The sequence below is a fragment of the Methylobacterium brachythecii genome (assembly GCF_014196345.1).
GTDB lineage: Bacteria > Pseudomonadota > Alphaproteobacteria > Rhizobiales > Beijerinckiaceae > Methylobacterium > Methylobacterium brachythecii.
The window spans coordinates 397,188-411,434 of the sequence record NZ_JACIDN010000001.1; the positions used below are offsets into that span (position 1 = coordinate 397,188).

Here is a 14,247-nt window from a genome sequence, read left to right on the forward strand (position 1 = left end):
GTATCGGGCATCAGGATGGAGTCAATGCCAGGACGTCGGGAGCATGCGGCTCAGCGCGCCGGCGTGGCGATGGAGGCGGCGTCCGTCGGGTAGAAGTCGCGATACCAGCGCACGAAGGCCGGGATCCCGGTCTCGATCGGCGTTTCGGGCACGGTGCCGATCAGCGCCTGAAGCAATTCCGTGCTCGCCCGCGTGGCCGTGACGTCGCCTGGCGGCAGGGGCATGGGAATGCGCTCCGCGGACCGGCCCAAGGCCTCTTCCAGCACGTCGATCATCCGGCCGAGCTGCACCGGCCGTCCGCCGCCGATATTGACGAGGCGGTAGGGCGCGACCGGGCTTAGCGTGTCGGACTCGCCGACCGGGCCGCCCTCGCTAGGTTTCGGCGGCACGCAGTCCATCAGCCGCACCAGGCCTTCGACGAGATCGTCGATATAGGTGAAGTCGCGCTCCGCCGTGCCGCCGGAAAACACCTCGATCGGCTGGCCCGCAAGGATTTTCCGGGTGAACAGGAACAACGCCATGTCCGGCCGGCCCCAGGGCCCGTAGACCGTGAAGAAGCGAAGTGCTGTCGTCGGAACACCGAACAGGTGCGCGTAGGAATGCGCCATCGCCTCCGTGGCGAGCTTGGTGGCCGCGTAGAACGAGACCGGCGTCACCGCTCGATCGATCTCCCGGAACGGCGAGGTCGCGCCGCCGCCATAGGCCGAGCTGGTCGAGGCGAGCAGCAGGTGGCGCACCGGATGGGCCCGCACGGCCTCCAGCAGGTTCGCGGTGCCGACGATGTTCGCTTCGACATAGGCGCCCGGATTCTCGATGCTGTAGCGAACCCCGGCCTGGGCCGCGAGATGGACCACGATCTCGGGCTGCACGCGGGCCAGCGTGTCGAGGAGCGCGCCGGGCGTCTCGAGCCGGGCCTCCACCCCTTCGAAGGAAGGGAAACCGGCGAGGTCGGCGTGGCGGGCGCGCTTCAGGCCGACGTCGTAATAGTCGGAGAAGGCATCAAAGCCGGTGACGCTGTGCCTCTCGCTCAGCAGGCGGCGGCTTAGGGCGTGGCCGATGAAACCGGCCGAGCCGGTGACGAGGACGCGCATTCCGGTGCCGCTCCGACGCCGCGGGAGATGGCTTTTCATCCCTCACGTCGCGGCCAAAAGCAAAGGCCCCGGGGCGCGAACCCCGGGGCCTTCGTGTCTCAATGGGCGTCGATGCTTAGAAAACGTGGCGCAGGATGAAGAACAGGCCGCCGGCCAGCGTGATAGCGGCGGGCAGGGTGAGCACCCAGGCCAGCGCCATGTTGCGGACGGTGGAGGCCTGCAGGCCCGAGCCGTTGGCGGCCATTGAGCCGGCGACGCCGCTCGACAGGATGTGCGTCGTGGAGACCGGCAGGCCGTAGAGCTCGGCGAGGCCGATGGTGCCGGCGGCGACGAGCTCGGCCGAGGCGCCCTGAGCGTAGGTCAGGTGGGTCTTGCCGATCTTCTCGCCGACGGTGACGACGATGCGCTTCCAGCCGACCATGGTGCCGAGGCCGAGAGCGAGCGCCACGCAGACCTTGACCCAGGTCGGGATGTAGCGCGTGCCGTCGTTCAGCAGGGCGCCGTAGGACTTCAGCGTGCCCTTCTCCTCGTCCGACAGGGTGGCGCCGGAAGCTGGGAGGAGGCGGACGGCGTCGGAGGCGAGGTACATGTCGTTACGCACGTTCGAGGTCGCGGCAGCCGGGACCTGACGGATCGAGCCGTAGTTCTTCACCGAGTTCGCGATGTCGGTGGAGAGCGTCGACAGCGCAGCGAAGACGTCCGGCGTGTTCAGCTGCTTGGACTTCAGTGCTTCGCCGACGATTTTGCGAGCCGACTCTGCGTCGGCGGCGACCGAGGTGCCCTTGGCATGGCTCGCGAACAGGGTGCTCGCCGTCTGCGACTGCTGGACGAAGGCCGGGGTGGTGGCATCCGACATGGTGCGGTTGAGGGCGTAGGCGGTGGGCGCCGCGCCGATCAGGATCAGCATGATCAGGCCCATGCCCTTCTGACCGTCGTTGCCGCCGTGGAAGAACGAGACCAGCGTGCAGGTCAGGATCAGCAGGCCACGGATCCAGAGCGGGGGAGGGGTCTCGCCCTTCGGAGCCTCGTAGAGGTCCTTGCGCTTCACGGTGTATTTCAGTGCGAGCAGCAGCAGGGCCGCGAGCACGAAGCCGCAGATCGGCGAGAACAGCAAGGCCTGGAACACCTTGAAGGCCTGGCCCCAGTCGACGCCGGAGGTGCCGTCGCCGCCACCCATGAGCTGGTTGGCGAGGCCGACACCGAGCACCGAGCCGATCAGCGCATGCGAGGAGGAGTTCGGCAGGCCGAGGGCCCAGGTGCCGAGGTTCCACAGGATCGCGGCGATGAGCAGCGAGAAGATCATCGCGTAGCCCGCGCCCGAGCCGACCTGGAGGATCAGCTCCACCGGCAGCAGGGTAACGATGGCGTAGGCGACCGCGCCGCTCGACAGCATCACGCCGAGGAAGTTGAAGGTGCCCGACCAGACCACCGCGACCATCGGAGGCAGCGAGTGGGTGTAGATCACGGTGGCCACCGCGTTTGCGGTGTCGTGGAAGCCGTTCACGAACTCGAAGCCGAGCGCGATCAGGAGGGCGATGCCGAGGAGGACGAAGGCGCTGACGGCCAACGGCGATTCGCCGACGGCGTTCATGTCACTGACGAGGCTGAAGACCGCGTAGCTGAGGCCGGCGACCAGAATGAGAAGGAAGACGATGATTCCGGCTGGATGCGTGCCATGATCCAGGCGCGGACCGCCTTTGCTCTCAGAGTGTTGGGCCGCCAGTGGCGGTGGTGCTGCAATTGCGTCCGACATGATAGCCTACATCCCCTTGGGAAGACGGGCGATGCCTACAAGGGGCAGATATCAGTTCCGTGACGAAAACAGCTTCTGAACTCTTTTGCCGGGGATGAAAACTTTACGCGAATCGTGCTCGCAAAGACAGGGGCCGATCCGATACTCGAACGTCGGCTCACGGGGCTGCCATGCACATGGTGCGGCTCTTCGCCACTTTCCTCTGTGTGCACCGCACTCTTCCGCAACCGGGACTTGTTTCCCGAGCGAAGAATCCCAGCTATGACAGTAGCATGACTCCTGCGCGCCGGTTCTGCCGGTAGGGAGCCGTTAGGGTTCCGCGGCATTCACCAAGAACGCCGCAGATTCCCGTAACCGGCTTGGGGCAGGACGTACATTGTACGCGCCGCCGGATCGCCGGGGGCATTCCGGCACACCCCAAGAGTCCCAAGTTCATGAACCAGCTCGTCCGCATGTCGCAGATTAGCGAGGCCGATCCGATCGCGGAGCCGTCCTCGAAGTTGCGCGTCCCCTTCGCGCAGTCGGGCGCTTTCGTGTGCAAGTTCATCATCGGCGAGCCGAGCGATCAGGCCGTGTGCTGCGGCGCGCCTGTCGCCGACGGCAAGAGCTGGTGTGCCTTCCACCGCCGCATCGTGTTCGAGCCGGCGCGTCCGGGCCGCATCCGCTGATCCGCTGAGGAGACGCAGCGGTCTCAGTCGAGATCGCCTGGGCCACCACTGTCGAACGGTAGCAGAGGCTGGAAACGGGGTCCTTCGGGAGCCCCGTATGCCCGAATGCGCGTGAGCGTATAGCCGGCCTCGCGGGCGCGCGCCTCGCGACTCACCCGGTTCTCGTCGATCAAGTCGCCCCATCCCGCCAGACGCCGACGCGATCCGTACTCGGCGGCGTAGGCGAAATGCCGCCCCGATCTCCGTGCGATCCGGCGGTTCGGCCGATCGGCGACATGCACTCGCCGCCGCGCGATCACCATCGGGCGCTCGACCATCCGCGGCCGAACAACGGTGCGGCGGGTCTGCATCGCAAAATTGGATGCGGCAGGCTTGCCGGTCTCGACCGGTTTCACGCCGAGCGTCGTGGCTGCGCGTTCCGCGGGCGTCGCCTCCGGCTTCCGGGCGGATTGCGTGTCCGCAGGAGCCTTTTCCGCAATGGGCGCCGGAGTGCCGGGCTTGGCCTCGGCGGGCTTTGTCTCGGCGGGCTTCACGCCCTCCGCACCGCGCGCAGGCGGGTCCGTCCAGGAGGGGGGGGCCTGCGTGGTTTGCGCCAGGGCGGGAGCCGCCAGCAGCAGGCCGAACAGAAGGCTGACCGCTCCGCATCGCGTCACGACCGACATGGCCTTCCTCCCGACGATAGGGCGCGAGCTCCGAGCCTGACCGTCACGGACGGTTCGGCGCAGCACTCGGGCGGGAAACAAGCTAGTCGAATCCTAACCGCGAGCCCCGCTTTCGTCCATCGCATCGGGCCTCGTCCCGCATGAATTTCACGTATCCCTGCGCGCCGAGACGAGCGCCGAGACGCGGTCGTTTCCGGTCAAGAAAGGGAGCCTCGCGAAACGGCCGCGGTCCCGTTACAGATCAGATGACATTGCAGGCAGGCGAATCGATTGCAGCGGCGTTTAGGCCGCGCGACGGCCCGCGCACGCAAACGGAGAACGGACAACGGCATGAAGGCGCCGCGCGAGATCGAGCTGAAGCTGGTATGCGATGGGCCTGACCTCACGCCGCTTGCGGGCCATCCTCTGCTTCAGGCGGAGGACGCCGCGACCAGCCTCCTCGATACCACCTATTTCGACACGGCCGGCCGGGATCTCCACGCCGCCGGTCTCTCGTTGCGCCTGCGCCGCGAGGGCGATCGCACGATCCAGACCCTGAAATCGGCGGCCCCCGCCGCCATCGGCCTGTTCGACCGGGGCGAGTGGGAGTGGGACGTCGCGGGACCGGAGCCTGACCTCGCCCTGCTCGCCGACACGCCCGCTGCCGCCGTTCTCGACGACGCGAAGTCGTCCGCGCTGTCGCCGCTCTTTCGCACCGTGGTCGAGCGCAGCCGGCGGTCCATCCGGCACGGTGCGTCCAGCATCGTCGCGACGCTCGATACCGGCCGCGTCGAGACGGAGGCCGGCGATGCACCGCTCTGCGAAGTCGAGCTCGAGCTCGGGGACGGCAGCGCAGCCGAGCTATTCGCCTTGGCCAGCGCGCTCGGCGAGAGCGCGCCGCTTCGCCTCGGCGTTCTGAGTAAGGGCGAGCGCGGCTACGCTCTGATCGACGAGCGCCTGCACAAGCCGAGCAAGTCCGGCTCCTTCGCCCTCGATCCCGAGGTTAGCGCGGGCGAGGCCTTCGCCGCCGTCGCCAAGGCCTGCCTGCGGCACCTGCGCCTCAACGAGGACGTGTTTCGCCACGGTCGCGCGCCGGAGGCCCTTCACCAGATGCGCGTCGCCCTGCGGCGGCTGCGCTCGGCCTTCTCCCTGTTCAAGTCGCTGCTGGAGCAGGACGAGAAGGCCGAAGACCTGCGCGCGGCGATCAAGCGCGTCACCGAGCCGTTCGGCACCGCGCGCAATCTCGACGTCTTCCTCGGCGAGACGTTGCCCGGCGAGATCGAGCGGCGACCGGGCGAGGCCGGCCTCGACGAGCTGCGCGAGCGCCTCTCCGCCGAGCGCGAGGAGGCCTATGCGGCGGTCTTCGCGATTCTCGACGGGTCGGCCTGGCGCGGCCTGATCATCGACCTCGTCGTCTGGATCGAGACCGGCGCCTGGCGCGCCGGGCAGGGTGGGGATCGCCCAGCCCGCGACTTCGCCGCCACTGTGCTGGAGCGCCTGCGCCGCCGCCTGAAGAAGCGCGGCCATCACCTCGCCCGGCTCGAGCCCGAGGAGCGCCACCAAGTCCGGATCGTCGCGAAGAAGCTGCGCTACGGCGCCGAGTTCTTCGGTCCGCTCTTCCCCGAGAAGAAGGCCGCCAAGCGTCACAAGGCATTCGTCGGGGCGCTGTCGGATCTCCAGGACCATCTCGGAGCCCTGAACGACCTCTCCACCGCCCACCAGATCGCCGACCGCCTCGTGGCGGCCAGGGGCGGTGAAGCGGGAGAGCCGCCCTCGGGCGCGGCCCTCTTTGCGGCCGGCCTCACCACCGCCGACGCGGAGGCCGATGCCCGCGCCGGCAAACTCGTGGAGAAGGCGGATGCCGCTCAGGAGGCCCTCGTCGACATGAGGCCGTTCTGGCGCTGATCCGCCATGCCGGGCGACCACATCCCTAGCTTGAGATATTCGGACGAGGCCGCTACCCCTTCTTTCCGAATGCGCCCCGGATCGGCGGCGCCAGAGGTCTCATGCCCGAGATCGGGTCGCCTGCCGTGAGTGCCCGCCTCCGGCGTTCGACGGCAAAGGCTCTCGCGCCCCTGGTCGGCGGCTTCGCTCTGCTCGCCGCGATCGTTCTCGCGACGGCGTGGCTCGTGGTTACCCAGCAGCAGAGCGACAACGAGCTGCGCCGGCTGCTCGACGTGCGGGGCGACATCGTCAGCCTGTTCTCAGGTCTCCAGGACGCCGAGACCGGCCAGCGCGGCTATCTGCTGACCGGGGATGTCGGCTACCTCGCCCCCTACACCACCGCCATCGAGGCCCTGCAGAGCCGGTTCGACCGCGTCCGCGCCGGCCTCGCCGAGGAGCCGGACCAGGCCGCCGACCTCGCCGCCTTCGGCCGGACGATGAAGGACAAGCTCGCCGAGCTCGGCGCCACCGTCGAGATGCGCAAGGCGGGGCAGGTCGAGGCCAGCCTGCAACGCGTCCGTACCGGGCTCGGCAACGCGCTGATGGAGCGTGCCCGGGCGCTCGCCGACAAGCTCGACGCCCGCACGCGCCAGCACATCCTCGACCTGCGCCGGTCCGCCGCCGCGATGGCCTTGGTCGTCGAGGTCGCTATCGCCATCGCCGTCGGCCTCATCGTCGCGCTCGCGGCCTTCGTCGTCTCCGATGCGCGCCGCCGCAACACCCGCTTGACCAACGCGTACGAGGCCCTGCGCGAGAGCAACGGTGCCCTGGTCGTCGCCAACGCCAACCGCGACCGGCTGGAGGCGCAGCTGCGGCAGGCCCAGAAGATGGAGGCGATGGGCCAACTCACCGGCGGCCTCGCCCACGACTTCAACAACATGCTGGCGATCGTCGTCGGCAACCTGAACATGCTCAAGCGCCAGGCCGATCGCGGCGAGCCCGCGACGGGTCGGCATTTCGAACGCTACGTCGAGCAGGGTCTCGAGGGCGCGAACCGCGCCGCGACCCTCACCCACCGGCTGCTTGCCTTCGCCCGCAAGCAGCCACTCGCCCCCGAGTCGATCGAGCCGAACCGCCTCGTCTCCGGCATGTCGGAGCTGCTGCGCCGTACGCTCGGGGAAACCGTCCAGGTCGAGACGGTGCAGGCGGGAGGCCTCTGGCGCAGCCGCGCCGATCCGCACCAGCTCGAAAGCGCGCTGCTGAACCTCGCCATCAACGCGCGCGACGCCATGCCCTCCGGCGGCCGGCTGACCATCGAGACGGCCAACGCGCATATCGACGAGGGCTACGCCTCCGACAATCTCGGCATCACGCCGGGCCAGTACGTGATGATCGCGGTGACCGATACCGGCACCGGCATGACGCCGGACGTCGCGGCCAAGGCGTTCGAGCCGTTCTTCACCACCAAGGAGGTCGGCCAGGGCACCGGCCTCGGCCTCAGCCAGGTCTTCGGTTTCGTGCGCCAGTCCGATGGGTACGTGAAGATCTATTCCGAACTCGGCACCGGGACGACGGTGAAGATCTACCTGCCGCGCCTCGCCGGCCCGGCGGAGGCCGTGGCTCCAAAGGCAGCAGGCCGCGCCGCGTCAGTGCCCGAGGGGCGTCCGAACGAGATCATCCTCGTGGTGGAGGACGAGCCGGCGGTGCGCCGACTCACCGTCGAGGTGCTGCGTGACCTGAACTACACGGTGATCCATGCCGAGGGCGGCGCCGCGGCACTCCGCCTGCTCGATGCCCATCCGGAGATCGCCCTGCTCTTCACCGACGTGGTGATGCCGGAAATGAACGGGCGTCAGCTCGTCGACGCCGCCCGCCAGCGCCGTCCGGAACTCAAGGTGCTCTACACCACCGGCTACACCCGCAACGCCATCGTGCATAACGGCGTGATCGACGCGGACGTGAAGCTGATCGGCAAGCCCTTCACCCTCGAAGGCCTCGCCCACAAGGTCCGCGAGGCGATCGCGGCCTAGCGCCGTATCCGACCTGATTGCATCGGGCCGGCGGCTCTAGGTCTTTGAGTTGACGCGCTTTCCTTCGACGAACCGGCATCCACTTCGTCGGAAAGTGCTCTAGCCACTCCGGCCTCGCGTCAGCGCATAGAGGCTGATCGCGGCAGCATTGGAGACGTTCACGCTGCGGATCGCACCCGTGAAATCGATGCGGGCGAGCACGTCGCAGCATTCGCGGGTGCGCTGGCGCAGCCCCTTGCCCTCGGCACCGAGCACCACGACCATGCCCTCGCCGGTCTTCACGCCGTCGAGCGGCGTGTCCGCTTCGGAATCGAGGCCGATCCGGGTGAAGCCGCGCTCACCCAACGCGATCAGCGCTTCGGCAAGATTGCGCACCACGATCAGCGGCACGTGCTCCAGGCCCCCCGAGGCGGATTTCGCCATGACGCCGGTGGCGTTCGGCGCATGGCGCGCCGTGGTGACGATGGCCGTGACGCCGAAGGCCGCGGCCGTGCGCACGATCGCCCCGACATTGTGCGGATCGGTGATCTGGTCGAGCGCCACGAGCAGCGCGTCCTGCGGCACCGAGTCGATCCCTGGCGCCGGCAGATGCTCGGCTTCGAGATAGAGTCCCTGATGCACTGCGTCGGGGCCAAGCAACGCGTTGATGGCGCTCGGCTTGACCAGCTCCGGCTCGATGCGGAGCGTGCCCAGTTCCTCTCTGAGACGCGCCGCCCCGTTCTCGGTGGCGAGCAGCCGATGCAGGCCGCGGGCCTCGTTGGCCATCGCCTCGTAGACTGGGTGCCAACCATAGAGCACGACATGGTCGAGCCCCTCCCGGGCCGCCGGCCCGGCCGGCCGATGGCCCTGGGGCCGGTACCGGAACCGGCCGGGGCCGGAAGACCGGGGCGGGCCGTCGCGTCGGGAAGTCATGCACCGCTCGTGAAATTGAACTCGTCCGGCCTCAGACCGGCATCCGCCCGCCGCGTCAAGCCGCCCTCCCCTGCATCGACTTGCACGGAAGACCGTTGCCGTGACCGCCCGAGCCGACTATAGACCGACCCGCCTAGCGCAAGCGCCCTTCGTCTATCGGTTAGGACGTCAGCCTTTCACGCTGAAAAGGCGGGTTCGATTCCCGCAGGGCGCGCCAATTTTCCTGCCGTCCAGAATAGAAGCGCGAATACCGCGTTGAAGCAGTTGGTTTGCTTCTCGTGAGATCGCGCTTTTGCGAACGGTCCTCCGGGCGCTGGCTGTGAGCTTCCGTAGGTTGTCCATCCCGTCTGAACCGAGGGCGCTGGAGTTGCGAGGCTTCAGCCGTCTCGGAGAGACCGGATGACCATCCTTCGGAGTGCGCGTTTGACGCCGTCGGGTCGAAAACGGCGGGGTGCGGCTGTCCAGGAGGAGGCTTGCCCCGGAGACCGACGGGAAACTCGAACGCTTCGTCCAGACTGGCCTGCGCGAGTGGGCCTATGACACCGCCGACCAGCGCCACCCAATCGCTCGCACCAAAGCTCCGAACGCCCACCCGATCCGCTTTCGAACTCATCCGGCAACTAATTGCTATCAGCCGCCCAGTCGGCTGGCTCTAATCGACCTGCTTCCCAGCACCCGTCGATGATGGACGCGCCGATGAGACTCCCCCCCGAGCCGCCATTCGATCCCGAAGCAATCCCGACCGATGCCGTCGTCTCGCGCGGCGGCCGCGATCTGCGCCTGACCTGGGCGAATGGCGAGGAGGCCGTTCTGCCCGCCGAGACGCTGCGGCTGCGCTGCCGTTGTGCCTGGTGCACCCGGGATCGGCTCCAGGATCGTTTCCCGGTCACCTTCGAGGCCATCGCCGTCACCAAGATCGATTCGCTCGGCGGCTACGCCGTGAATCTCGGCTTTTCCGACGGCCATGCCCGCGGGATCTTTCCGTGGGTCTACCTGCGCGACCTCGCCCGCGAGACCGCCGAAGAGCGGACGCCCCAGGCGGCCTGATCGTCCCCCCCCTTTCTCCTCCCTCTCCGAGTGCGCGGCCCCTGGCCTGCGCCCGACCAGCGAGTGCCCACCATGAGCGACAGCAGCCCCAACGTCGAAATCATCGAGACCGACCTCCTCGTCATCGGCGGCGGCACCGGCGGCCCGATGGCCGCGATCAAGGCCAAGGAAGCCGACCCGAAGCTGCGCGTGCTGCTGATGGAGAAGGCGAACGTGAAGCGCTCCGGCGCGATCAGCATGGGCATGGACGGCCTGAACAACGCCGTCGTGCCGGGCTACGCGACGCCCGAGCAATACGTGAAGGAGATCACCGTTGCGAATGACGGCATCGTCAACCAGAAGGCGGTGATGGCGTATGCCCAGGGCTCCTTCCCGATGATCCAGTACCTCGACAAGCTCGGGGTCAAGTTCGAGAAGGACGGCTCGGGCGAGTACAACATGCGCAAGGTCCACCACATGGGGACCTACGTGCTGCCGATGCCCGAAGGGCACAACGTCAAGAAGGTGCTCTACCGCCAGCTGCGCCGCCTCCAGGTCGCCGTCACCAACCGCTACATGGCGACCCGGCTCCTGAAGGACGCGGACGGCCGCATCGCCGGTGCCATCGGCGTCAACACCCGCACATCCGAGTTTCTGGTGATCAAGGCGAAGGCCGTGGTGCTCGCCTGCGGCGCCGCAGGGCGTCTCGGCCTGCCGGCCTCGGGCTACCTGTTCGGCACCTACGAGAATGCTGCCAATTGCGGCGACGGCTACGCCATGGCCTACCATGCCGGCGCGCAGCTCGCGAACCTCGAATGCTACCAGATCAACCCGCTGATCAAGGACTATAACGGCCCGTCCTGCGCCTACGTGACCGGCCCGTTCGGCGGCTTCACCGCCAACAACAAGGGCGAGCGCTTCATCGAGTGCGACTACTGGTCGGGCCAGATGATGCTCGAGTTCTGGCGCGAGTTGCAGGGCGGCAACGGCCCGGTCTTCCTCAAGATGGACCACCTGCGCGAGGAGACGATCTCGGAGATCGAGACGATCCTGCACTCGAACGAGCGTCCGTCGCGCGGCCGCTTCCACGAGCGCCGCGGCACCAATTACCGCCAGCGCGCCGTCGAGATGCACATCTCCGAGATCGGCTTCTGCTCCGGCCACTCAGCCTCGGGCGTCTGGGTCGACGAATACGCCCAGACCACCGTGCCCGGCCTCTACGCCGTCGGCGACATGGCGGCCGTTCCGCACAATTACATGCTCGGTGCCTTCGTGAATGGCGGCATCGCCGGCGCCCATGCCGCCGCCTATTGCGCCTCGACGACGCTTGCCGCCTACGACGAGGCCGACGTCCTGGCCGAGCAGGAGCGCGTGATGGCGCCGACCCGCCGCGAGGACGGCATCACCCCCAACGAGATGGAGTTCAAGACCCGGCGCTTCGTGAACGACTATCTGGAGCCGCCGAAGGTCACCGCCAAGATGGAGCTCGGCCAGCGCCGCTTCGCGGAGATCCGCGAGGACCTCGGCCACCTCGTCGCCCGCGACCCGCACGAATTGCTGCGCGCGCTGGAGACCCAGACCATCCTCGACTGCGCCGACATGGCGGCCCACGCCTCGCTGTACCGCACCGAGAGCCGCTGGGGCTTCTACCACCTGCGCGTCGACCACCCGGAGACCGATCCGAACTGGGCCTGCCACACGGTCCTGTTCAAGGACGAGAAGGGCCGGATGGCCAGCGCCAAGCGCGAGGTCGACCCCTTCATCGTCCCCGTCGCCGAGGAAGAGATGAGCGCCTACCACCAGCTCCGCATCAAGACGCCGGCCGCCGCCGAGTAGCGCGCCGCGACGGCCCCCTTCCCAGGAATCGGAGAGATCCCATGCCCATCATCACCCAGGCAAAGAGCGCCGCGGTCGTCATCGACGACGACAAGTGCATCGCCGAGAAGGGCTGCCGCGTCTGCGTCGACGTCTGCCCGCTCGACATCCTCGCGATCGATGAGACTCGGCAGAAGGCCTACATGAAGTACGACGAGTGCTGGTACTGCATGCCCTGCGAAGTCGACTGCCCGACGAATGCAGTGAAGGTCAACATTCCCTACCTGCTGCGCTGAGGTCGACCATGGCACCGGTATTCGAAACCTTCGACGACGACCTCGACGATCTCGCCGAGCGTGCGGCCAGCCCCGATGCCGGCATCCGCCGCGTCGCGATGATGGAGCTGGCCGAGGCGGTCGGCGCCGAGGCCAAGGTCCTGCTGCTCAAGGGCCTCGCCGACGACGACGCCACCGTGCGCGCCGCCGCCGCCAAAGCGCTCGACGAGCATGACGGCCCCGACGTGGTCGAGGGCCTGGTGGCCTCGCTCGAGGATGCGGACGAGGACGTGCGCCGCACCGCCGCCGAGACGCTCTCCGAGAAGAAGGAGCCGGCCTGCGGGCCGCTGCTCATCGAACGGGCAGAGCATACTGATCCCTTCGTGCAGGCAGCGGCGCTCCGGGCGCTCCGGGAATTGGTCATTCCCGATGCCCTCTCCGCGGCCTTGAAGGCCCTGCAGAGCACGGCTCCGGAAGTGCGCCGCGAGGGCCTCGGCGTCATCGGCTACCTCAAGGCCGAGGAAGCCCTGCCGGCGCTTCTCGCGACTGCACGGGACTCCGACGCGACCGTTCGCCGGGCCACCATGTCTGCCCTCGTCTTCCTGCGCTCGGGCGGCCCCGGCGTCTCGACGCTGCTCGCCGGCCTGCAGGACGAGAATTGGCAGGTCCGCGAGGAGGCCGCCGTCTCCATCGCCAAGAGCCGGCTGCCCGAAGCTGTCGAGCCGCTGATCGCGGCGATGGCCGACCCGGTCTGGCAGGTGAAGACCAAGACCGCCAATGCGCTGGGCCGGATCAAGTCGACCGCCGCCATCGACGTGCTCGGTGCGGCGCTGGAATCGGAGATCAGCAACCTTCGCAAGGAGGCCGCGGCGTCGCTCGGCGAGATCGCTCATCCCCGCGCGCTGACCTACCTGGAAAAATCCTTCGACGATCCCGATCCGGATGTGCGCAAGCTGATCCGCTGGGCGATCGGACGCTGCCAGGCCGAGGCGTAGCGCAGAACGTTTCTTCTCCCCGATGTCGGGAGAAGAGTACGGGGCTCCACGGGCGTGTCGACCGATAGAGCGACATCCCTTTTTGACCTCCTGCACGACCTGCGGCGTCAGTCTCAAGTGACTGACGCCGTTTCCTTTTTTGGCGCCCTCAGTAGCCTGCGCGACCCGTCTAGTTTAGAGCTGGTACAGGCTTTGCTGCGCTGCCCTCGGTCACAGGCGAGGTTCAGCGATGCAGCCCATCCCCGTTCGGACGGAGACGGCCCACCTCTCATCGGGACTGTCGCTTCCGACTTGTTTCGGAGGCACGACGAGCCCGATGGAAGCCTTTCCTCAGCCCGCAGGTCCGCGGCCCCTGCTGGAAGGGCTCAGTGAATCCGAACGCAATCAGGTCCTGGAAAGAGGGCGCCGCCGCGTCCTCTACCGAGGCGCGACCTTGTTCACCCAGGAGACGCCGAACGACGGCATCTGGCTGATCGAGACTGGCCGCATCCGCGTCTTCTACGCCGCGCCGACCGGCCGCGAAATCACCCTGGCCTATTGGTATCCCGGCAACTTCGTCGGCGGCCCGGAGGTGTTCGGCACGGGCACCCACAGCTGGTCGGGCATGGCGGCGAGCAATTCCACGGTGCTGCACCTGCCGGGCACGGCCCTGCGCCAGCTCGTGACCAAGATCCCGTCGCTGGCTTTCGGCATCATCGATGGCCTGACCTTCAAGGGCCGCTGCTACTCGGCGCTTGCCCAGATGCTGGGCACTCGTTCGATCACCGATCGCCTCGCCTTCCTGCTGATGCACCTTTCGGGGCTCTACGGCGTCGAGGAGGATGGCGGCATCCTGATCGCGGCCGATTTCACCCATGCCGATCTCGCGCACATGGTCGGCGCCACGCGGCAGTGGGTCACGATCAGCCTCAAGCGCTTCGCCGAGCAGGGCATCGTCTCGACCAAGCGCTCGCAGATCCTGATCCAGCGTCCCGATATCCTCGCGCGCATGCCCGGAGGAAAGGACGACGCTTAATTCGAATGCTTCTCGCTCAAAAGTGCGTCACGTCCGCGGGCGGCGAGACTTTTTGAGCAACTAATCGACTCGACTTCGACCTCTCCATTTGATCGTGATCCGACAAGCGCCCGATCATGACCTCGATGTCGAAGCGACATTG

General features: G+C 67.7%; 12 protein-coding genes and 1 tRNA gene. 9 read left to right on the plus strand and 4 right to left on the minus strand.

Annotation, left to right across the window (positions count from 1 at the left end; all coding sequences use genetic code 11):
- Nucleotides 1-50: 50 nt before the first annotated feature.
- Both GGR33_RS01995 and GGR33_RS02000 read right to left on the minus strand, forming a co-directional pair.
- Nucleotides 51-1,091, minus strand: coding sequence for an NAD-dependent epimerase/dehydratase family protein (locus GGR33_RS01995; RefSeq protein ID WP_183501694.1), 1,041 nt, complete (start codon nt 1,089-1,091; stop codon nt 51-53).
- 115 nt (nt 1,092-1,206) lie between these two features.
- Nucleotides 1,207-2,844, minus strand: coding sequence for an inorganic phosphate transporter (locus GGR33_RS02000; RefSeq protein WP_183501695.1), 1,638 nt, complete (start codon nt 2,842-2,844; stop codon nt 1,207-1,209).
- Between the two features lie 434 nt (nt 2,845-3,278).
- On the opposite strand from GGR33_RS02000, the gene GGR33_RS02005 reads away from it, so the two are divergent.
- Nucleotides 3,279-3,512 carry a hypothetical protein gene (locus tag GGR33_RS02005; protein ID WP_183501696.1) on the plus strand — a complete coding sequence of 78 codons (234 nt, stop codon included), beginning with the start codon at nt 3,279-3,281 and terminating at the stop codon, nt 3,510-3,512.
- A gap of 23 nt (nt 3,513-3,535) precedes the next feature.
- Here GGR33_RS02005 and GGR33_RS02010 read toward each other — a convergent pair whose 3' ends face one another.
- Nucleotides 3,536-4,174, minus strand: a complete 639-nt coding sequence (locus GGR33_RS02010; protein WP_183501697.1) for a hypothetical protein — start codon at nt 4,172-4,174, stop codon at nt 3,536-3,538.
- Between the two features lie 330 nt (nt 4,175-4,504).
- On the opposite strand from GGR33_RS02010, the gene GGR33_RS02015 reads away from it, so the two are divergent.
- Both GGR33_RS02015 and GGR33_RS02020 read left to right on the plus strand, forming a co-directional pair.
- Nucleotides 4,505-6,058 (plus strand): CYTH and CHAD domain-containing protein, encoded by a 1,554-nt coding sequence (locus tag GGR33_RS02015; protein WP_183501698.1) that lies wholly within the window; start codon nt 4,505-4,507, stop codon nt 6,056-6,058.
- 125 nt (nt 6,059-6,183) lie between these two features.
- Nucleotides 6,184-8,067 (plus strand): CHASE3 domain-containing protein, encoded by a 1,884-nt coding sequence (locus GGR33_RS02020; protein WP_284211943.1) that lies wholly within the window; start codon nt 6,184-6,186, stop codon nt 8,065-8,067.
- Nucleotides 8,068-8,166: 99 nt separating this feature from the next.
- Here the strand turns inward: GGR33_RS02020 and GGR33_RS02025 are convergent, their stop codons facing one another.
- Nucleotides 8,167-8,979 (minus strand): TrmH family RNA methyltransferase, encoded by an 813-nt coding sequence (locus GGR33_RS02025; protein ID WP_183501700.1) that lies wholly within the window; start codon nt 8,977-8,979, stop codon nt 8,167-8,169.
- A 142-nt stretch (nt 8,980-9,121) separates the two neighbouring features.
- Between GGR33_RS02025 and GGR33_RS02030 the strand changes: the two genes are divergently transcribed.
- The 6 genes from GGR33_RS02030 (at nt 9,122) to GGR33_RS02055 (ending at nt 14,105) form a co-directional block, all read left to right on the plus strand.
- Nucleotides 9,122-9,196: transfer RNA gene (locus tag GGR33_RS02030), tRNA-Glu, on the plus strand.
- Between the two features lie 479 nt (nt 9,197-9,675).
- On the plus strand, nt 9,676-10,026 hold the full coding sequence (locus GGR33_RS02035) for a gamma-butyrobetaine hydroxylase-like domain-containing protein (RefSeq protein ID WP_183501701.1): 351 nt from the start codon (nt 9,676-9,678) through the stop codon (nt 10,024-10,026).
- A 72-nt stretch (nt 10,027-10,098) separates the two neighbouring features.
- Nucleotides 10,099-11,841 (plus strand): fumarate reductase/succinate dehydrogenase flavoprotein subunit, encoded by a 1,743-nt coding sequence (locus GGR33_RS02040; RefSeq protein ID WP_183501702.1) that lies wholly within the window; start codon nt 10,099-10,101, stop codon nt 11,839-11,841.
- A gap of 41 nt (nt 11,842-11,882) precedes the next feature.
- Entirely contained in the window at nt 11,883-12,116 is a 234-nt protein-coding gene (locus GGR33_RS02045) for a 4Fe-4S dicluster domain-containing protein (RefSeq protein WP_015952121.1), read from the plus strand.
- Between the two features lie 8 nt (nt 12,117-12,124).
- The gene (locus GGR33_RS02050) at nt 12,125-13,090 is read left to right on the plus strand and encodes a HEAT repeat domain-containing protein (protein WP_183501703.1); all 966 of its coding nucleotides are present in this window, start codon (nt 12,125-12,127) and stop codon (nt 13,088-13,090) included.
- Nucleotides 13,091-13,406: 316 nt separating this feature from the next.
- Entirely contained in the window at nt 13,407-14,105 is a 699-nt protein-coding gene (locus GGR33_RS02055) for a Crp/Fnr family transcriptional regulator (protein ID WP_246412726.1), read from the plus strand.
- Nucleotides 14,106-14,247 lie beyond the last annotated feature (142 nt).